The sequence below is a fragment of the Nonomuraea coxensis DSM 45129 genome, from assembly GCF_019397265.1.
Classification (GTDB): Bacteria; Actinomycetota; Actinomycetes; order Streptosporangiales; family Streptosporangiaceae; genus Nonomuraea; species Nonomuraea coxensis.
Genome location: NZ_CP068985.1, coordinates 3410073 through 3428281 on the forward strand (window position 1 = coordinate 3410073; position 18209 = coordinate 3428281).

The 18209-nt window shown below is 72.8% G+C and carries 14 protein-coding genes; 5 read left to right on the top strand and 9 right to left on the bottom strand.

The genetic code is table 11. The features are described 5' to 3' along the window. Positions 1 to 11: 11 nt before the first annotated feature. Complete coding sequence (locus Nocox_RS15885) at positions 12 to 587, top strand: TetR/AcrR family transcriptional regulator (RefSeq protein ID WP_020543771.1); 576 nt, start codon at positions 12 to 14, stop codon at positions 585 to 587. Here the strand turns inward: Nocox_RS15885 and Nocox_RS15890 are convergent. Next, positions 576 to 6155, bottom strand: coding sequence for a WD40 domain-containing protein (locus Nocox_RS15890; RefSeq protein WP_020543770.1), 5580 nt, complete (start codon positions 6153 to 6155; stop codon positions 576 to 578). The two genes, Nocox_RS15885 and Nocox_RS15890, sit on opposite strands and share 12 nt — an antisense overlap. Positions 6156 to 6212: 57 nt before the next feature. On the opposite strand from Nocox_RS15890, the gene Nocox_RS15895 reads away from it, so the two are divergent. Next, positions 6213 to 7382, top strand: coding sequence for an ArsB/NhaD family transporter (locus Nocox_RS15895; protein ID WP_020543769.1), 1170 nt, complete (start codon positions 6213 to 6215; stop codon positions 7380 to 7382). A gap of 7 nt (positions 7383 to 7389) precedes the next feature. Here the strand turns inward: Nocox_RS15895 and Nocox_RS15900 are convergent, their stop codons facing one another. From Nocox_RS15900 to Nocox_RS15930, 7 genes are all read right to left on the bottom strand, one after another. Further along, entirely contained in the window at positions 7390 to 7632 is a 243-nt protein-coding gene (locus Nocox_RS15900) for a hypothetical protein (RefSeq protein WP_020543768.1), read from the bottom strand. A gap of 106 nt (positions 7633 to 7738) precedes the next feature. Beyond that, positions 7739 to 8539, bottom strand: coding sequence for an inositol monophosphatase family protein (locus Nocox_RS15905; RefSeq protein ID WP_020543767.1), 801 nt, complete (start codon positions 8537 to 8539; stop codon positions 7739 to 7741). 10 nt (positions 8540 to 8549) lie between these two features. Continuing rightward, a complete protein-coding gene (locus tag Nocox_RS15910) occupies positions 8550 to 9164 on the bottom strand; it encodes a hypothetical protein (protein WP_020543766.1) in 615 nt (204 codons plus the stop codon). Further along, positions 9161 to 10201 (bottom strand): hypothetical protein, encoded by a 1041-nt coding sequence (locus Nocox_RS15915; protein WP_246649795.1) that lies wholly within the window; start codon positions 10199 to 10201, stop codon positions 9161 to 9163. The genes Nocox_RS15910 and Nocox_RS15915 overlap by 4 nt, the downstream gene beginning before the upstream one ends. A 143-nt stretch (positions 10202 to 10344) precedes the next feature. Next, entirely contained in the window at positions 10345 to 11118 is a 774-nt protein-coding gene (locus Nocox_RS15920) for a sporulation protein (protein WP_020543764.1), read from the bottom strand. 16 nt (positions 11119 to 11134) lie between these two features. Beyond that, complete coding sequence (locus tag Nocox_RS15925) at positions 11135 to 12364, bottom strand: SPFH domain-containing protein (RefSeq protein WP_020543763.1); 1230 nt, start codon at positions 12362 to 12364, stop codon at positions 11135 to 11137. Next, positions 12361 to 13986 (bottom strand): SPFH domain-containing protein, encoded by a 1626-nt coding sequence (locus Nocox_RS15930; protein WP_084685698.1) that lies wholly within the window; start codon positions 13984 to 13986, stop codon positions 12361 to 12363. Before Nocox_RS15930 ends, Nocox_RS15925 begins: the two co-directional genes overlap by 4 nt. A gap of 159 nt (positions 13987 to 14145) precedes the next feature. Here Nocox_RS15930 and Nocox_RS15935 point away from each other — a divergent pair, with 159 nt between their 5' ends. Genes Nocox_RS15935 through Nocox_RS15945 form a run of 3 tightly spaced genes read left to right on the top strand, consistent with a single transcriptional unit; the run spans position 14146 to position 17301 of the window. After that, a complete protein-coding gene (locus Nocox_RS15935; RefSeq protein WP_020543761.1) occupies positions 14146 to 14379 on the top strand; it encodes a helix-turn-helix transcriptional regulator in 234 nt (77 codons plus the stop codon). A 38-nt stretch (positions 14380 to 14417) separates the two neighbouring features. After that, positions 14418 to 16529, top strand: coding sequence for an excinuclease ABC subunit UvrB (gene uvrB / locus Nocox_RS15940; RefSeq protein ID WP_026214439.1), 2112 nt, complete (start codon positions 14418 to 14420; stop codon positions 16527 to 16529). Between the two features lie 55 nt (positions 16530 to 16584). Then, positions 16585 to 17301: a PepSY domain-containing protein gene (locus Nocox_RS15945; protein WP_020543759.1), complete on the top strand. Its 717-nt coding sequence runs from the start codon at positions 16585 to 16587 to the stop codon at positions 17299 to 17301. A gap of 106 nt (positions 17302 to 17407) precedes the next feature. On the opposite strand, the gene Nocox_RS15950 is transcribed toward Nocox_RS15945, so the two are convergent. After that, positions 17408 to 18181, bottom strand: coding sequence for an alpha/beta fold hydrolase (locus Nocox_RS15950; protein WP_026214438.1), 774 nt, complete (start codon positions 18179 to 18181; stop codon positions 17408 to 17410). Between the last annotated feature and the right edge of the window lie 28 nt (positions 18182 to 18209).

The following is an 18209-nucleotide window of genomic DNA, read 5'->3' on the forward strand; positions in this document are numbered from 1 at the left end:
AAGGAGGGGCGATGCCGAAGAGGGACCGGGAGGCCACCAGGGCCCGGCTGCTGGAAGCCGCCCGGCTGCGCTTCGCCCGCGACGGCTACGACGCCACCAGCGTCCGCGACGTCGCCGCCGACGCCGGCGTGGACGCCACCCTGATCTTCCGCTACTTCGGCTCCAAGAAGGCCCTGTTCGACGCGGTCACCGCCGACCTCCCGGCCGGCCTCCCCGGGGACGGCCCGCCGGAGGAACTGGTCGCCCGCATGGTCGGCGCGGTCGTCTTCCAGGACTGGACCCGCTACGGCGGCGAGCACCCCCTGGTCGCCATGCTGCGCTCCTCTGCCCACGAGGACGCCCGCCTGCGGATGCGCGAGGAGGTCTGCGGCACCTACGTCCGGGCGCTGGCCGACCTGGCCGAGGGCGGGGACGCCGAGCTGCGCGCCGAGCTGCTCAGCGCCTGGCTGGTCGGCATCGGCATCCTGCGCTCGGTCGTCGGCACCCCGGCGCTGTCCGGGGCGGCGCTCACCGACCTCGCCCCGCACATCGAGAGCGTGGCGACCGCGCTGCTCGGCCGCCCCATGCGGGGCACGTCAGAAGGGTGAGTCCAGCGGCACCTGCCGCACCCCTGGCAGGTACGGATCCAGCTCGCCCAGCTCGAACCGCGACATCCCGACCACGTGCCAGAACTGCCCGCCCGGCTCGCCGTGCAGTTTGTACCGGCCGTCGGGGGCCAGCGCCGCCCACCCCTCGGGCAGCCCGAGCAGCGTCGCCCGCCGCTCGCCGCCCGCCCACAGGATCACCACGCCGTCGTCGCCCGCGCTGGCCAGCAGGTCGTCGCCGGCCGGGCTGAAGGCGACCGACCAGACCCGCCGGGAGTGCCCGGCCAGCGCGTGGAGCTGCCGCCCGGTCGCGGCGTCCCAGATCCGGACGAGCTTGTCGTCGCCGCCGGTCGCGAGGCGCACGCCTGCGGCGTCGAAGGCGACGCTCCACCACCGCCCGCCGTCGCCGCCGCCGAGCGTGTGGGCGAGCCGCGGCTGCCAGGGCTGGCCGGGCAGCAGCTCCCACACCAGGGCGCGCCCGTCGTTCCCGGCGCTGGCCAGCAGCCGCCCGTCGGGGGAGAAGGCCACGGAGTAGACCCGGTCGGTGTGCCCTTCCAGGGTGGCGATCCGGCCGCCCGAGGCCACGTGCCAGATCCGGACCAGCTTGTCGTCGCAGCCGGTGGCCACGTACGAGCCGTCGGGGCTGAACGCGATCGAGCGCACCCGCCCCCGGTGGTCGAGCAGGTTGGCCGTCAGCCGCCCGGTCGGCCGGTACCAGATGCGCACGCTGTCGTCGTCGTTGGCCGTGGCCAGCAGGTCGCCGTCGGGACTGAACGCCTCGGCCCACACGTGGTCGGTCTCGGCGTGCAGCTCGCGCTCGTAGTCGCCGGTGACGGCGTTCCACAGGTGCACGCCGCCGTCGTTGCTGGAGGTGGCCAGCACCGGCCCGGCGGGGGAGAACAGCGCGGAGATCAGCCGGTCGGAGGTGCCGCTGAACTCGCGCAGCCGCCGCCCGGTGCGCGGCTCCCACAGGCGGACGACGCCGTCGTTGCCGCTGGTGGCCAGCATCGTGCCGTCGGCGCTGAAGCGCACCGACGAGATGCGCCGCCCGTGGCCGCGCAGCACCCGCTGGCACTGGCCGGTGTGGGGGTCCCACAGCCGCACGGTGCCGTCGTTGCTGCTGGTCGCGAGCTGATGCCCGTCGGGCCGGTACGCGAACGGCCACACCGAGCTGCGGTGCCCGGTCAGCTCCACCCGCGGCCCGCCGCCCACCGGCTGGAGGCGTACGAGCCCGGCGGAGTCGCCGGAGGCGAGCACGGCGCCGTCGGGGCTGAAGGCGACCTGGTAGACCGCCGACGCGTGCGTCGTGTGCACGCCGAGCGCCCGCCCCGACGGCTCCCAGAGCCGTACGCCGCCCGCGGTGTCGCCGCTGGCCAGCAGCGAGCCGTCCGCCGAGAAGGCCATGGAGTAGACGCTGCCCGCGTGCCCGGTGAGGGTGTGCAGCAGCTCCCAGGAGGCGGCGTCCCAGAGCCGGACCGTGCCCGCCTCGTCGCCGGTGGCCAGCAGCGCGCCGCCGGGGCTGAGCACCGAGCGGTAGACGCTGCCGCGGTGGCCGTCGAGGGTGTGCAGCACCTGCCCGCTCTCCAGATCCCAGACCCGCACGGCCCCCGCCGCGTCGCCGGTCACCAGCGCCGAGCGGCCGAAGGCCATCGTGTAGACCGGCGCCTGGTGCCCGGCCAGCTCGTGCGCCGTGCGTCCGGTCGCGCTCTCCCACACGCGCACGACGCCGTCGCCGCCCCCGGCCGCGACCAGGTCGCCGCCGGGGCTGAGGCGCACCGGCCAGACGCCGTCGGCGTGGCCGTCGAGCGTGCGGAGCCGTTCGCCGGTGAGCGCGTCCCACAGGATGACCTGGCCGTCGCTCGCCCCCGTGGCCAGCAGGTCGCCGGCGAAGGAGACGGCGTAGACGCGGCCCCGGTGGCCCTGGAGCGTGCGTACCGGCGCGCCGCCCGCGCACAGCAGCACGCCGCCGTCCTCGTCGCCGATCGCGACCGTGGCGCCGTCGGGGCTGTAGGCGATCGGCTCGGGCAGGCGGCTGGTCTGGAAGTGGTAGCCGTACGGGACGCCGATGCCGGCGGGGGCGAACTCCACCTCGATCGGCTGCCCCGGCACCACGGCCGCGCCGGGCAGGCGCGGCAGCGTGCCGGTGACGTTGATCAGCGCGGCCCGGTGCCAGCGGGCGCCCGTCACGGTCACGTCGCTGAGGTCGGTCTGCGCGAGCCGCGCCCCCGACAGGTCGGCGTCGGTGAGGTCGGCCCCGGCGAGTGTCGCGCCGTCGAGCCGCGCGCCCGCCAGCCGGGCCCCGCGCAGGACGGCCCGCGACAGGTTGGTGCCCGCCAGCGTGGCCTCCGACAGGTCGGCGCCGGTGAGGTCGACCTCGCGCAGGTCGCGCGCCGACAGGTCCTCGCCCTTGAGGTTGGCGCCGCGCAGGTCGGCGCGGGCCGGGGTGCGCAGCCGGGCGGCGATCTTGACGGCGTTGGCGCGGGAGACGTCGTCGGCGGGCGGATCGGCCACCCAGGCGCGCAGCGCCCGCACGTCCGCGAGGTCGCACAGGAACTCCACGGTGAGCGCCGACAGCGGGCGGCGGGAGAGCAGGGCGAGGTTGTCCATGGCGAGGTGCCGGGCGATCAGCCACTCCATGACGGAGGCGTGGATGAAGCCGAACATGCCCTCCTCGGTGCGGACGAGCAGGCTGCCCGAGCCCATCGCGTGCGCCGCGTGCGCGGCCGAGAGCTGGCCGCCCGCCAGGTCGGTGAGGGTCTCGCCGATCTCGGTCAGCTCGTCCACGCCGAGCAGCGACTCGCCCGTCTCCCACAGCCGCAGCGCGAGCGCCGTCACCACCTGCCACAGCTCGCCGATGGTCAGTGCCAGCGCCGAGCCGGGCACCCGGGCCCGCCGCTCCTCGAAGGCCAGCCACGAGCCGAGGATCTCCTCGTACAGCAGGGCCGGGCTGATCGTGTGGCGGGCCCGCGCGACGGTGCGCAGCCGGTCGGCGTCGAGGTCGGCGATGAAGGAGAGCATGCGCGGGTTCTGCGCGAGCGCCAGCAGGTCCGTCAGCTCGCCCATGAGCGACATGCGGGCGTGCGCCTCGTCGCCGCCCTCGAACCGGTTGGCGAGGTAGGAGCGGATCTGGTCGTGGGTGAAGTCCTCGACGCTGAGCACCCGCCGCTGCGGCAGCACGCCGACCATCTCGCCGAGCGAGGTGAGCACCTGGCTGTGCGACTTGAAGTGCTGGGTGCGGCTGGCCACCACGACCTTCGCCTTGTCCTCGGCCGCCGCCAGCAGCGTCGCCAGGTGGTCGGCCGCCCGGTCGTAGGTCAGCCGCGTCACCAGCTCGTCGAACCCGTCGAACAGCAGCACGATGCGTCCCTGGCGCAGCAGGTAGCGGAACGCCTTGAGATCGATGTACTCCTCGCCGTGGGAGGCCAGGTGGGCCGCCACCAGGGCGTCCACCGAGTGCGCCTTGTCCAGGGCGCGCAGCTCGATGAGGATCGGCGTCAGGTGCGGCAGCTCGGCCGGGATGCGCCGGGCCAGCTCGCGCAGCGCGAACGTCTTGCCGTGCCCGAAGTCGCCGAGCAGCAGCAGGAAGCGGCCGTGGTCGGTGGCCAGCAGCCGCATCATCTCGTCCGTCAGGCCCTGCCTGACCTGGCCGCCGGGGCGGTCGAGCTCGCGGAAGCGCTGCGGGACGTACAGCTCGGGCGGGTAGCGGCGGTCGCCGACCAGCCGGGCGGTCTGCTCGCTGACGTAGCCGGTGAGGTCGAGCAGGCCCTGGAACTCGGTGAAGCTGCGCAGCCGCACCCCCTGCCGCATCAGGTCGTCGCGGATCCAGCGGGGCGCCGGCGGGCCCTGGTGGACCAGCTCGGCGGCCAGCCCGGCGGCGTGCGCCTGCCGGGCGAACGCGTCGGCGGCCTCCTCGGTCACCTCGCCGACGTGCGCTCCGATCATCGTCTGCCGGACGAACCCGTCGTCGGGGTGGGTGACCACGAGATGGGCGGGGAAGCGGCGGATCCTGGCCCGCTCGTGCCGCGCCTCGCACACCTCGGCGATCCGGTCGAGCAGCAGCTCGACGGGGCTCGGCGCGCGCTCGTCCGGCTTGGGCCGCGGCGGCGGCACGTCGAGGGTGCGGCCGGTGAACGTCGCCTGCGCGCCCCGCCACCTGCCGGGCACCCGCTCGGGCACCCCCTCGTCCGGCAGCCAGGTGCGCATGCCGTCAGGGGTGATCTCGACGACCTGGTGCCGCCCGGCGCGCGGCGCGGCCACCCGGCCCTCGCCGCCGTGCCCGGGGCCGCCGTGGAAGAGCAGGTGGAGGCGGTGACCCAGCAGCCGCTCGTACGTCGGCGCGTCCCGCAGCTCCCCCGGAGGATGGCCCATCGCGCCGAGGCGCAGCCAGCCGCCCTCCTCGTACGGCCGCAGCCGCTCGGCGAACCAGGCCGCCTGCGCCTCGCCCAGCAGCGCGTACGCGTCCCGTTCGAGGTGGCTCATCGCCATCGTCGAGTTGAGCGCCGCCACCACCACCTTGAGGTCGGGCACCTCGAACAGCGTCCACGGCTGCCCGCCGTCGAACACCCGGTCGTCCAGCCCCTGGTAGACCTCGCCGAACAGCCCGGCGAAGTGCCGCCACTTCGGCCAGTAAGGAGGCTGCGGGCTCACGTCGTCGGCCTCGCACGTCATGAAGTAGGCGCTGGCCGCCGCCTTGGTCACGTCGCGCGGCCCCGGCAGCAGCACCAGCCGGTGCGGCTCCAGCCCGAGCAGCAGCCGCAGGTCGGTGACGAACCGGGTGGCCTGCCCGAACTGCCGCAGGCTGCCCGACTCGGTCAGGTCGCCGCTGACGACCATGAGGTCGGGACGGGGGGTGCCGCGGTCGTACATCGCGGTGAGGTCCGCCCAGATGCGCGCCTGCATGTCCTCGGGCGTGAACGGGTCGCCGGGGTCGGGCAGCGCCCGGCCGAACCGGGGGCCGCCGATGTGCAGCACGCTGACCGACTTGCGCCCGCCGACGGGGCCGGCCGCGGGCGGGAAGGCGGGCGCGGTCACCGGGGCGCGGCGCGTGCGCGCCCGCTCGGCCGGGGGCGGCAGCGTCGGCGCGGGCGCCGGCGCGCGGCCGCCCCTGCCGGCGTCGGGGAAGGCGGGCGCGTACTCCGGCTTGGCCCGGCCCGCCAGCGCCTCGCCGACCCGGCCCAGCAGCAGCGCCCTGGCCTGCCCCGGGTCGGTGACGCCGAGCAGGTCGACCCAGGTGATCGTGGACAGCAGCCCTTCGAGGTGGACGTCCTCCAGGCGGATGGTGACGAGCTTGTTGGAGGGGTTGTCGGGGTCGGCCCGCAGCGCCGCCTGCCACTCCATCCGGCCGTAGCGGGAGGTCAGGTAGTTGCGCGAGAGCACGGCGACGACGAGCTGGGCCTCGCTCACCCCCCGGTCCATGAAGTCGATGAAGTTGGTGCCGGGGACGAAGTCCCACGCCTGGATCATCGTCCGGTAGCCGGCCGCCTCGAGTTCCCAGGCGATCCACGTCGCCCACGCGGTGTCGGCCGGGGAGTAGCTGACGAAGATGTCGGTCGGCCTGCCGTCACGTGCCATGCCGTCAGTATCCCCCGCGGGGAGCGGGGGCCATGAGGCTATGCGATCATCTTCTGCGTGTGGCGTCTCAGCCTGCTCGACGGGATCAGGATCGGGCTCCTGGTGCTCGGCCTGGTGTTCGTGGCGACCGGGCTGCTGCCGTGGGAGGCCGCCGCCGAGAGCCTGGACGAGATCTGGCCGCTGCTGATCTTCCTGGTGGCCGTCATCGTGCTGGCCGAGCTGACCAAGGAGGCCCAGGTCTTCGACGCCATCGCGGCGCGGATGGCGGTGCTGGGCCGCGGCAACTACGCCGCCCTGTTCCTCCTCTGCACGGCCTTCGCGTCCTTCGTCACGATCTTCCTGAACCTGGACACGACCGCCGTCCTGCTCACCCCCGTGATGCTGGCCCTGGCCCCGAAGGCCCGCATCGCTCCCCTGCCGCTGGCCATGACGACGATCTGGCTGGCCAACACCGCGAGCCTGCTGCTGCCGGTCTCCAACCTCACCAACCTCCTGGCCATGGACAAGCTCGGCCTCGACGCCCAGGAGTTCGCCGCCCGCATGTGGGCGCCGCAGATCGCCGCCGTCCTGGTGACGATGGCGTTCCTGTGGGTGTTCTACTGGCGGAGGGGGGAGCGGGGCGACCTGCGCTACAGCCCGCCCGCGCCGGAGCCGGTCGGCGACCGGGCGCTGTTCGCCGCGGCGTCGGCCGGCTGCCTGCTGTTCATCGTGCTGCTGCTGCTCAAGGCGCACGTGGCCGTGGCCGCCGGCGCCGCCGCGGCGCTCGTCCTGGCGGCGTTCCTGCTGCGCGCCCGCCAGCGCGTGTCCTGGCGGCTGTTCCCGTGGCAGCTCGTGGTGTTCGTGACCGGGCTGTTCCTGGTGGTGCCGACGCTGAGCAGGCACGGCCTCGCCGACCTGATGACCTGGATGATCGGCGCCGAGGGCGACCCCTACCGCACCGCCGCCGTGGGCGCGGGCCTGTCCAACGCGATCAACAACCTGCCCGCGTACAAGGCCGTCGAGGAGGTCATCCCGGCCGCCGACCAGGAGCGGCTGCTGTCGCTGCTGGCAGGCACCAACGTCGGCCCCGTGGTGACGCCGTGGGCGTCGCTGGCGACGCTGCTGTGGTTCGAGTCGTGCCGCCGGCATGACGTGCGGGTGCCGATGGGCCGCTTCCTGCTCACCGGCGCGGGGCTGGCCGTGGCGGGGCTGGCCGCCACCGTCTGGGCGCTCGGACTCGGGCTCTGAGCGCCGGTCACGCCGCGGCGAGCCGGTAGGCGCCGGCGACCGCGCCGAGCGCCCAGCGCATGCGCCGCGCGTACGCCTCGGGGTGGTCGCCGGCCTCCTGCGCCACCTGACCCGCGCACCGCGCGGGGTCGCCGCCGCACGCGCACAGCCGCTCGTCCACGGCCTGGCGGATGGCGTACGGCGAGAGCGCGTCGGAGGGCTGCAGCGCGGTCGTGAAGAGCACCTGCGCGAGTTCGGCCGTGGTCATCATGTCGGGCTCCTTCCCGATGTGCCGTCATCTCATGAGACGCCCGGCGGGAGCGGAACTCATCGGCCTGCGACACACTTGGTCCGCGTACTTCTGCACAGAGCGAGAATCAGCGCAGGAGCGCGAGCAGCCCGGGGATGGCGCGCGGGTGGGCGGCCACGAAGCTGCGCCGCTCGGCGGGCGCGTCCATGCACGCCTCGAACGGCCCGCCGTCCAGGGTCCTGATGTCGAGCCCGGCCTCGACGGCCAGCAGCGCGCCCGCCGGTAGGTCGACCGCCTCGGCCCGGTAGCCGACGATGCCGTCGATGTCGCCGCGCGCCAGCATCGCCCACGACAGCAGCGGCGCCCACAGTTGCAGGACCCGGCGGGCGGCCCGCTCCATCGCCTGCTTGAGCGCGCTGCCCCGGGCGTCGTCCCTGGCGACGCCGTAGCCCTGGGTCCAGGCCAGCAGCGGGCCGTGCGGGCTCGGCGCGTACGGCGGGGCGAGCCGCGCCCCCGTGGAAGCCGTCGCCCCCCGCCCCCGCAGGGCCGACCACGTCTGCCCGGACACCGGATCGTGCACCACGCCCAGCACGGGCAGCCCGTCGCGGCAGAGCGCCACGCCCACCACGAACGCGGGCAGCCCGATCGCCACGTTGTTGGTGCCGTCGAGCGGGTCGACCAGCCACGTCCACTCGCCGCCCGCCGCCCCCACCAGCCCGGACTCCTCGGCGATCACGGAGTGGGACGGGAACGCCGTCAGGATGCGCTCCAGCAGCAGCTTCTCGGAGGCGAGGTCGAGGTCGGTCACCACGTCGCCGGCCACGCCCTTGGCCCGGACCCCGATCGTGCCCCGCGTGCCTTCCCTGAGCAGCGTCCCCGCGGCCTCGGCGGCCTCGACGGCGACCGTGCGAGCGTGGTCCAGGTCCATCGGCTACCCCTCAGGTCAGACGCGCGGTGACGAGGCGGACGGCGAGGGCGGTCTCGCCGGGGTCCAGGCGCTGCCTGGGCACGCGGTGCGGGCCGGCGTCGAGCGGCCCGAGCGACAGGTCGTGGCCGCCCGGCCGGCCCCGGCCGAGCGCGATGGTGGCGGCCTCGCCGCCCTCGGGCACCACGCTGGAGTGGAAGCGGCCGGCCGGCAGCGTGTAGGTGTCGCCGGGGCCGAAGACCTCCACGAGGCCGGTGGCGTGCCGCACGGTGCGGCCGGTGGGCGAGATGCGGTCGCCGCCGTCGTCGCTGACCACCTCGAACACCCGGTGCGTGGCCTCCGCGCCGGCGTCCGCGACGTTGACGTGCACGTTGCGTATCTGCCCGTAGAGCACGTGGCTGAAAAGGTCCCAGCTGTGGCAGTGGATCTGCGAGGTGGTGCTCTCGGCGTGGGCGAGCGAGCCGGACCACAGGTGGACGCAGACGCCCTCGTCGCCGTCGCGCTCCAGGGGGAGGCAGACGAAGCCCAGCGGATGGCGTACGGCGCTCAGGGGGCGCCCCAGGGCCTCCAGGGCCCATTCCCGCGCCTGCCCCGCCGTCACCCTGTGGCGCGCGTCGCGGTAGCTCATGGCCCGTAGGGGTCCACGGCGCGCAGCGCCTTGCGCGCGATGTCCACCACGTCGCGGCCGTCGTACGACTTGGGCAGGGGCATGCCGATGTGCTCGAACAGCTCCTGCACCTCCTCGATCGTCGGCTCGTCGCTCAGCGGCACCTTCTTGTACATCTCCAGCGGCACCCGCCGCGCCTGCTCGAAGCTGAGCCGCAGCTCGGTGTCGCAGTTCTCGTAGTAGAAGGTGCCCGCGAGCGCCGTCATCGCCATGTTGGGGTCCTCGACCGTCATGATCAGGCGCGTGCTCGACAGGTCCCAGCGGAACGTCGTCATGGTCGCCGACAGGCCGACGCCGATGTCGAGCAGGCCGTAGCGCTGGCGGTGCCAGAAGGCGGCCAGGATCGTCGCGTACGACTCCTTCCTGACCCGGTCGGTCGTCCACGTCTCGCCGGTGGCGTCCGGCGCCTCCGACAGCGAGCGGCGGTAGTGGGCGTAGGTCTCGCACACCTCGGCGTCGGCCGGGTCGAGCACCTCGACCCGTACGGTGAGGTGGCGCTTGTCCCTGCGCGCCGCCGCCACGCACAGCGGCAGCGTGACCGCCCGCAGGTAGGTGCCGGTGCCGCCCTTGAAGCTCCAGCGGGCGGTGTCCTTGCGCGCCTCGGCGTGCGACTGCGCGATCTCCTGACGGCTGCCCAGCACCCGGACGAGCTGCAGCGCGTCGAGGGCGCGGCGGGTGCTGTGGGCGAGGCTCTCGATCTGCTCCATGCGCGCCAGCCGCACCGGCAGCTCGGCCAGCGCCCCCGAGGTGATCGTCCGCTCGACGGGGGCCTGGCGCAGCCGGTCGCGCAGCAGCGCGGTGGCCACCAGCGCGAGGATGACCAGCGTCGCGGCGTTGACGAGCTGGCGCTGGATGTCCTGGCCCTCCTTGCCGAACATCTCGTCCGGCATGATGCCGAGCACGCCCACGACGACGGCCAGGATCAGGGCGATGGCGCCGTCGGCGTTGCGCGCCGCCCACGGAGCGGCCCGTTTCATCGCCCACACGAACCGTGCCATCCTCGCCCCGCCGTCCGACGATCAGTCAGTCCCCGAGGTCATGGTAACGACCGCGCCAGGAGACCACCAGAGAACGATCACGTGGCGAAAGATGCCGGTGACTTCGCCCCGGGCGGCAGCCTCCGCCCGGGGCGGGGGCCCCGTCAGAACCAGCCGCGGTGGCGGGCCATCTGCTCCAGGCCGCGCTGCAGCGCCTGCTCCGCCGCGTGCGGCGAGCCGTCGTAGTGCACGGTGAAGCGGTTGTAGGCGTCGTGGCTGGAGGTCAGGAAACCGCCGCGCTTGTCGGCCTCCAGGATGACGTCCATCTGCCGCGGCCCGGCGATGAACGTCAGCTCCAGCTCGTTGAAGTGCCGCCGCCACTGCCCGCCCGCGTGGTACTCGATCTCCTGGAAGAACGGCATCGTGGAGCCGTACAGCGTGCCGCGCTCCAGGTCGGCCTTCTTGAAGTGGAAGCCCATCCGGTCGAGCGCGGCGATGACGTACTCCTGGGCCGGCAGCGGGCTGACGAACAGCGGGTCGAGGTCGCCCTTGTCGAGCGCGCCGGCGAGGGCCAGCTCCGTCTGCACGCCCAGCTTCATCCCGTGCAGCGGGTGGCCGCCGATCGCGCTGATCGGCGTCTCCCACGGGATCGTGACCTGGAACGGCTGCTGGTGCCGCGCCCCGGCGGCGAGCTGGAACGTGCCCGCCACCTGCTGGCGCAGGAAGCTGTAGCTCGTCTTGTACTCGTTGTCGCCGGACTCCACCTCGACGACGGCGGTCAGGTCGATGTAGATGCCCTCGACCTTGTAGTCGTTGTTGCCGCCGCGGAAGTTCACCACGCCGTGCAGGTTCTCGCCGGGCCGTACGCCCGTGTTCGTCAGAACCGTGTCGACCTCGACGCCCGCGCCGAACGCGGCCATCAGCTTGCGGAACACCATGGGGTTCTTCTCCTGGTTACTGAGCGGAAGGGGTGTGGCCGTTCTGGCCCGACAGCCGGGGGAGCAGCTGGGCCAGGAGGAGGGTGGACAGCGCGGAGTCGCCCTGGCCCTGCTGGGTCCGTACGACCAGCGGCTGGGGGGCGTTCTCCGCGAGGCGGGCCCCGACGTCGAGGCGCCTTCTGGCCAGCTCGTACTGCAGCACGGCGCGGTTGTCGCGGTAGGACTCGGCCAGCCGGCGCAGCGCCTTGGCCTCGTTCTCGGCGGCGGTCAGCTCGGCCCTGCCGCGCGCCTCGATCTCCCAGGTCACCCGCTGCGCCTCGGTCTCCTGCTCCTCCAGCATGCGCGCGACGTCCTTGCGCGCGGTGTTGTAGGCGGCCTTGACCTCGACGACGCGGGCGTCGCGGGTCTTCTTGGAGCGCTCGATCTCCATGAGCAGCGTGTCGATGCGGCGCTTGCGGGTCAGCTCCCACTCGCGCTCGTACGCCGACAGCTCCTTGGCGACCTTCTCCCGGGTGGCCAGGTGCTGCTGGTACTGGTCGGGGAGCTGGACGTCGGGGATGTTCGCGCCGGTGATGCGCACGCCGTAGCGGCCGAGCTGCCGGTTGAGCGCGTCCTGCATGTCGCCGACGTCGGAGCCGCGCAGGTCGTAGGCCCGCTCGGTGTTGACCCTGCGGCTGCGCTGGCGGATCGCGTCCTGCACGGCGCTGGACAGCACCAGGTCGAAGTTGCCCGCGCCGATCGTGCGGTGGAAGGCCACCGGGTCGACGATCCGGAACTTCAGGAAGAACTCGATCGACTTCAGCGGCACGTTCTCGGCCGTGGGGCAGGCCACGATGGGCGCCGAGTACGGGATCTCGGTGGAGGTGTCGACGACCGCGTCCACCCGGTCCCACGGCAGCCACAGGTAGTGCCGGCCCGGCGGCAGCGTGCCGGTGATGGCGCCCCAGCGGCTGCGCACGCCGGTGGTGCCCTCCTCGATCTCGATGATCGCCTTGCGCCACATCGTGACCATCGCGAGCAGGAGGAACAGCAGCGCCAGCAGCGCCGCGGAGACCGTGAAGTCGGTCAGCGCCGCCATGCCGGCGAAGTAGAGCGCCAGGAAGACCAGCGTCATCCAGGCGAAGCCGCGCCGGTCCTTGGGGATGACGACGGGCACGAGCTGGCCCTGCTCGCCGCCCCTCAGGAGCTGGCGGATGTCGCCCCAGGAGGCCACCGACTCCTTGATCTTGGAGAACTCGCGGCTCATCGGATCTCCCCCTTGCCGGGCAGCAGGCGTTCGACGGTGCGCTCCAGGTCCTGGTCGGGCTGGGGCGGGTCCTGGGCGCCGGTGACGTCGGCGGCGGCCTTCCTGAGCAGCGCCGCGATCTCGGTTTCGCGGTCGCGGACGCGGGCGCCGATCTCGTCGAGGCGGGACCGGATGGCGGCCATGTCCTCGGCGGAGAAGAGCTGCGCCCCCTTGCCGCCCACGAGCTGCTGGGCGAGGGCGAGGAAGTCGATGTCGCTCTGCTCGCCGACCTGCACCACCTGGGGCAGCCGGGTGGCGACGGACTCCAGCTTGGCGAGCAGGTCCTGCTGGAAGCGGTAGTCGAGGATCTCGGGGGCCTCGGCGGCCGACAGCGCCCTGATGTCCAGCGCCTGCGCCTCCAGGAGCGCGGCGTTGGCGTTGGCCGTGGACTCGGCCTCGACCAGGCGCTGCCTGGCCTGCGCCGTGGCCTGGTGGGTCGCGCGCTCCAGCGCGGTGTCCATGCGGGCCTGGTAGCCGGCGATCTCCGCCTGGATGGCGCTCAGCGTCTCCTGGAGCCCGGCGAGCTCCTTGACCAGGTCGCCCTCGTTCTGCTCCTTGCGGAGCTGGAGCTCGTACTCGTAGGTGTACGCCTCCTTGGCGACCCTGACCATCTCGGGGGCGGCCAGGTCCATGCGGTACTCCTGGCTGGACGGCTCGGCGTGCGTGATGTTCACGTCCGTGAGCCGGACGGCCGGCAGGAACTGCTGGTTGAGGTTCTCCAGCATGCCGAGCGTGCTCTCGCCCACGAGGTCGTAGATGTCCTCGGCCCGCTGGGCGTAGATGAGGGAGCGGGTGACCTCGCTGATGGCGTTCTGCAGCTTGGACTGGAAGCCGCTGACCGAGCCGAGCACGAAGATGAACTCCGCCGGGTTCTCGATCCTGAACTGCAGGAACAGGTCCACGCTCGCCTTGACGCCCTGCTGCGTCGGAGCCTCGCGGATGGGGGCGTTGAACGGGTATTCGCGGGTGGTGTTGACGATGTAGCTGACCCGCTTCCACGGGTTGAACAGCGTCACCCGGCCCGGTTCCGCGATGTGCACCAGCTTGCCGAACTTCGTGATGAGCGCCTTGCAGCCCTCGGGCACCATCACGACGCTGCGCCGCCACCACAGGAACGCGGCCGCGAGGATCAGCGTCACCCAGTAGTGCGGCCCGAACAGGAGGTCGGTGTTCGGGATGACGTTGCCGAGCGCGCCGATGAGGCCGAGCACCACCAGGATGCCCAGGGGCACCAGCACCTTGGCGGTGCCGCTCTTGGGGATCACCACCGGCGAGATGACGTGCATGCCGTTCTCGGCGAAGCTGCGGTTGACGATCTCGCCGGCCTCGTTCAGCGAGGCGGTGCGCGCCTCGATGAGCGTGCCGACGGAGACGCCGCCGTCCCTCGCGGCGGCGAAGTCGTGCGGGTTCAGCGCGAACCCGGGAGCCTGGCCCTGGCCCCCGCGCTGGCCTCCGGGCTGGCCCACCTGGCCGGCGAACTGGCCGGCGACCTGGCCGACCGCCCCGCGTACGTCACCCCCTTGGGCCATCGCCTGGGCTATGCCCTGACCTGCCTGGATCAGTGCCTCTCTGGGTCGTGACATCGAACCTCTCTTTTCCGCTACCGGCGCGAATCCGACCGTATCGGGTGCCACTTACTATTCGCTTGCAAAGCGACATCACAGGTCTATTGCGTCCTGTAGTAGATGTGCTATCGACGTTGGAGGCGCGCCGCAGCGGATCGGCTGGGAAGATACGCGGTGATGAGCGAGACCGTCTACAACCGCATCGCCCTGCTCCGGGCCGAGCGGAACGTGACCAGAAGACAACTGGCCGACGCCCTGGGCGTGCACTACCAGACCGTCGGCTACCTGGAGCGCGGCGAGTACAGCCCGAGCCTTTACCTGGCACTGAGGATCGCCGGCTACTTCGAGGTGCCCGTCGAGGTCGTCTTCTCCACCACGCCCTTCCCGCGTATCGGGGAGCGCTCGGCCTGACGTCGGATTCTGTCGGTCGCGACGCCTACAGTGGCACCATGCGTCCGGTCACAGATTTGCAGCGGAAGGTGGCGCCGTTCGAGGTCGTCACCGAGATGACTCCCTCGGGCGACCAGCCCACGGCCATCGCCGAGCTGGAGCGCCGCGTCAAGGCCGGCGAGAAGGACAACGTCCTGCTCGGCGCCACCGGCACCGGCAAGACCGCCACGATCGCCTGGCTGATCGAGCGGCTGCAACGGCCCGCCCTGGTGATGCAGCCCAACAAGACGCTCGCCGCGCAGTTCGCCAACGAGCTGCGGGAGATGCTGCCCAACAACGCGGTCGAATACTTCGTCTCCTACTACGACTACTACCAGCCCGAGGCCTACGTCCCGCAGAGCGACACCTACATCGAGAAGGACTCCTCGATCAACGACGAGGTCGAGCGGCTGCGCCACTCGGCCACCAACTCGCTGCTCACCCGGCGCGACACCATCGTGGTCGCCTCGGTGTCGTGCATCTACGGCCTCGGCACCCCGCAGGAATACGTCGACCGCATGGCCCGCCTGCGCGTCGGCATGGACGTCGACCGCGACCAGCTCCTGCGCCGCCTGGTCGACATGCAGTACACCCGCAACGACCTCGCCTTCACCCGCGGCACCTTCCGGGTGCGCGGCGACACCATCGAGATCATCCCGAAGTACGAAGAGCTCGCCGTCCGCATCGAGATGTTCGGTGACGAGATCGAGAAGCTGTCCACGATGCACCCGCTGACCGGCGAGGTCATCACCGAGGACGAGGAGCTCTACATCTTCCCCGCCTCCCACTACGTCGCGGGCGAGGAGCGCATGGCCGCCGCGGTCGCGGGCATCGAGGCGGAGCTGGCCGAGCGGCTGTCGGAGCTGGAGCGGCAGGGCAAGCTGCTGGAGGCGCAGCGGCTGCGGATGCGGACGACGTACGACATCGAGATGATGCGCCAGATCGGCACCTGCTCCGGCATCGAGAACTACTCGCGCCACATGGACGGCCGGGCCCCCGGCAGCGCGCCCAACACGCTGCTCGACTACTTCCCCGAGGACTTCCTGCTGGTCCTCGACGAGTCGCACCAGACCGTGCCGCAGATCGGGGCGATGTACGAAGGCGACGCCTCGCGCAAGCGCACGCTGGTCGACCACGGCTTCCGGCTGCCGTCGGCGCTCGACAACCGGCCGCTCAAGTGGGAGGAGTTCCTGGAGCGCATCGGGCAGACGGTCTACCTGTCGGCCACGCCGGGCCCCTACGAGCTGGGGCGGGCCAAGGGCGAGGTCGTCGAGCAGGTCATCCGCCCGACCGGCCTGGTCGACCCCGAGATCGTCGTCAAGCCCACCAAGGGGCAGATCGACGACCTGGTCCACGAGATCCGCGAGCGGGCCGAGCGCGACGAGCGCGTGCTCGTCACCACGCTGACCAAGAAGATGGCCGAAGACCTCACCGACTACCTCCTTGAGCTCGGCATCCGGGTCCGCTACCTGCACAGCGAGGTCGACACGCTGCGCCGCATCGAGCTGCTGCGCGAGCTGCGCACCGGCGAATACGACGTGCTCGTCGGCATCAACCTGCTGCGCGAGGGCCTCGACCTGCCCGAGGTGTCGCTGGTCGCCATCCTCGACGCCGACAAGGAGGGCTTCCTGCGCTCGGAGACGTCGCTGATCCAGACCATCGGCCGCGCCGCCCGTAACGTGTCGGGCCAGGTCCACATGTACGCCGACAAGGTCACCCCGTCCATGGAGCGGGCGATCGACGAGACCAACCGGCGCCGGGCCAAGCAGATCGCCTACAACGAGGCCAACGGCATCGACCCGCAGCCGCTGCGCAAGAAGATCGCCGACATCCTCGACTCGCTGCAGCGCGAGGACGCCGACACCGACAAGCTCCTCGGCGGAGGCGGCCGGCAGCAGTCGCGCGGCAAGGCCCCGGTGCCCGGCTTCGGCGGGCGGGGCGCGGGACAGCACGCCAAGGCCATCGCCGGCGAGATGCCGCGGGCGCAGATGGAGTCGCTCGTCGAGTCGCTGACCGAGCAGATGCACCAGGCGGCGGCCGACCTTCAGTTCGAGGTGGCGGCGCGGCTGCGCGACGAGATCAAGGAGCTCAAGCGCGAGCTCCGCGACATGCGCGAGGCCGGCGTCAAGTAGCCCCCGCCCGGCCGCCCGCGGGCATGGACCCGGCGCCGATGGGCAGCGGACCTGCATGAACAAGACGCTCATGGGGGTCCTGGCCGGCGCCACACTGCTGACGGGAGGGTGCGGCGGGCAGGCCGCGCACGAAGCACAGGGGGTCGAGCGGCTGGCCGCCCAGCCGCCCAGCCCGACGGAAGGCGTGCCGAGCGCCCCGCCCACCGGCCCGGCGGCGTCCACTCCCGCGACCGGCTCTCCCACCCCCGGTGCGGCCGGGGCGGAGGACCTGAAGCGGGCCGCCCAGGTGGCGCTCGCCGCCGCGCCCGGCGCCGCGCTCGTCTCGATCGAGAGCGAGGAGAACGGCAGCCGCTGGGAGGTCAAGGTCGCCGACAGCGACGGCACCGAGCGTCAGCTCGACGTCGCGGGCGGCAAGGTCGTCTCCGGCCCGAGCGTGGAGGACGACGACCCCGAGGACAAGGCCAAGCTCAAGAAGCTGCTGAGTGAGGTCAAGGTCGACCACACCCAGGCCCTCGACAAGATCACCGCGACTGTCCCCGAGGGCCGCGTGACGGAGCTCGACCTGGACTCCAAGCAGGGCAAGCCCGTCTGGGAAGCCGACGTCGTCCTGCCGGACGGCACCAAGCACGAGGTCGCGATCGACGCCGTCACCGGCGAGGCGACCGGCCCCGTCACCGGCGGCGCCACGCCCACCTCGACCGGCACGGCCACGGAGACCGGCATGCCCACGGGCACCGAGACGCCCGCCGCGACCGAGTCGCCCACCGGCTGACCCGCACCCGCCCCCTCACCCCGCGACAGGCCCCCCGGGAGAAAGGCCTGCGCGGGGTCAGGGGGGAAGGCCTGCGCGGGGTCAGGGGGGAAGGGCCTGCGCGGGGTCAGGGGAGGAGGGCCGTGAGGGTCCGGGCGAAGGCGTCCGGGTCGTCGAGCATGACGGTGTGGCCCGGCTCCGGGACCGACAGCACCCGGACCCCGGCCGCCCGCAGACCGCCCACGTCGTCCGGGGCGTCTCCCTCCCGATGGAGGTACGCACGCGGCATCCGCAGCGACAGGAGCAGCGCGCGCATCGTGGGATCGGTCCCCCGGGCGAGGCTGACGGCCGTGCGGTGCAGGCCGCGCAGGTCGGCCAGGCGCATCGTGGACCACCGGTGCGGCCCCACGCGGTCGCGCACCTCCTTCCACCCGCCTTCGACGAACTCCTCCTCGCCGTAGCCCGCGATGCCGCCGCCCGCGATGCCGCCGCCCGCCGGCACCGGGGCAGGAGGGCGGGGGTCGAGGTCGGCGTCCACGAGGACCAGGTGGGCGACGAGCTCGGGATGCCGGGCGGCCAGGACGATGGCCACGGCCCCGCCCATGCTGTGGGCGATGAGGGCCGCGCCGGCGACCCCCGCCTTCTCCAGCGCGGCGGCCAGCGCCTCGGCGTGGGCCTCCAGCGTGTACGCGAACTCCCGCGGCCGGTCGCTGATCCCGAAGCCGAGCAGGTCGATCAGGAGGGACCGGCGGCGCGGCAGCAGCGGATGCGCGGCGACCTCCGCGTAGTAGGGGGCCGAGGTGGCGCCGAGCCCGTGGACGTAGACCCGGACCGGATCCGGCCCCGGCAGCTCGACCCAGCGCATGCGAGCACCACTGGGATGGACGATGGCATCGTGCATGACGATCTCCTCATACCTCCGGCTCAAT

Excerpts from the sequence above, each read along its gene's own strand:
- Nocox_RS15885 (WP_020543771.1), top strand. The coding sequence starts at position 12 with ATGCCGAAGAGGGACCGGGAGGCCACCAGGGCCCGGCTGCTGGAAGCC.
- Nocox_RS15890 (WP_020543770.1), bottom strand. The coding sequence starts at position 6,155 with ATGGCACGTGACGGCAGGCCGACCGACATCTTCGTCAGCTACTCCCCG.
- Nocox_RS15900 (WP_020543768.1), bottom strand. The coding sequence starts at position 7,632 with ATGATGACCACGGCCGAACTCGCGCAGGTGCTCTTCACGACCGCGCTG.
- Nocox_RS15905 (WP_020543767.1), bottom strand. The coding sequence starts at position 8,539 with ATGGACCTGGACCACGCTCGCACGGTCGCCGTCGAGGCCGCCGAGGCC.
- Nocox_RS15910 (WP_020543766.1), bottom strand. The coding sequence starts at position 9,164 with ATGAGCTACCGCGACGCGCGCCACAGGGTGACGGCGGGGCAGGCGCGG.
- Nocox_RS15915 (WP_246649795.1), bottom strand. The coding sequence starts at position 10,201 with ATGGCACGGTTCGTGTGGGCGATGAAACGGGCCGCTCCGTGGGCGGCG.
- Nocox_RS15920 (WP_020543764.1), bottom strand. The coding sequence starts at position 11,118 with ATGGTGTTCCGCAAGCTGATGGCCGCGTTCGGCGCGGGCGTCGAGGTC.
- Nocox_RS15925 (WP_020543763.1), bottom strand. The coding sequence starts at position 12,364 with ATGAGCCGCGAGTTCTCCAAGATCAAGGAGTCGGTGGCCTCCTGGGGC.
- Nocox_RS15930 (WP_084685698.1), bottom strand. The coding sequence starts at position 13,986 with ATGTCACGACCCAGAGAGGCACTGATCCAGGCAGGTCAGGGCATAGCC.
- Nocox_RS15935 (WP_020543761.1), top strand. The coding sequence starts at position 14,146 with ATGAGCGAGACCGTCTACAACCGCATCGCCCTGCTCCGGGCCGAGCGG.
- uvrB (WP_026214439.1), top strand. The coding sequence starts at position 14,418 with ATGCGTCCGGTCACAGATTTGCAGCGGAAGGTGGCGCCGTTCGAGGTC.
- Nocox_RS15945 (WP_020543759.1), top strand. The coding sequence starts at position 16,585 with ATGAACAAGACGCTCATGGGGGTCCTGGCCGGCGCCACACTGCTGACG.
- Nocox_RS15950 (WP_026214438.1), bottom strand. The coding sequence starts at position 18,181 with ATGCACGATGCCATCGTCCATCCCAGTGGTGCTCGCATGCGCTGGGTC.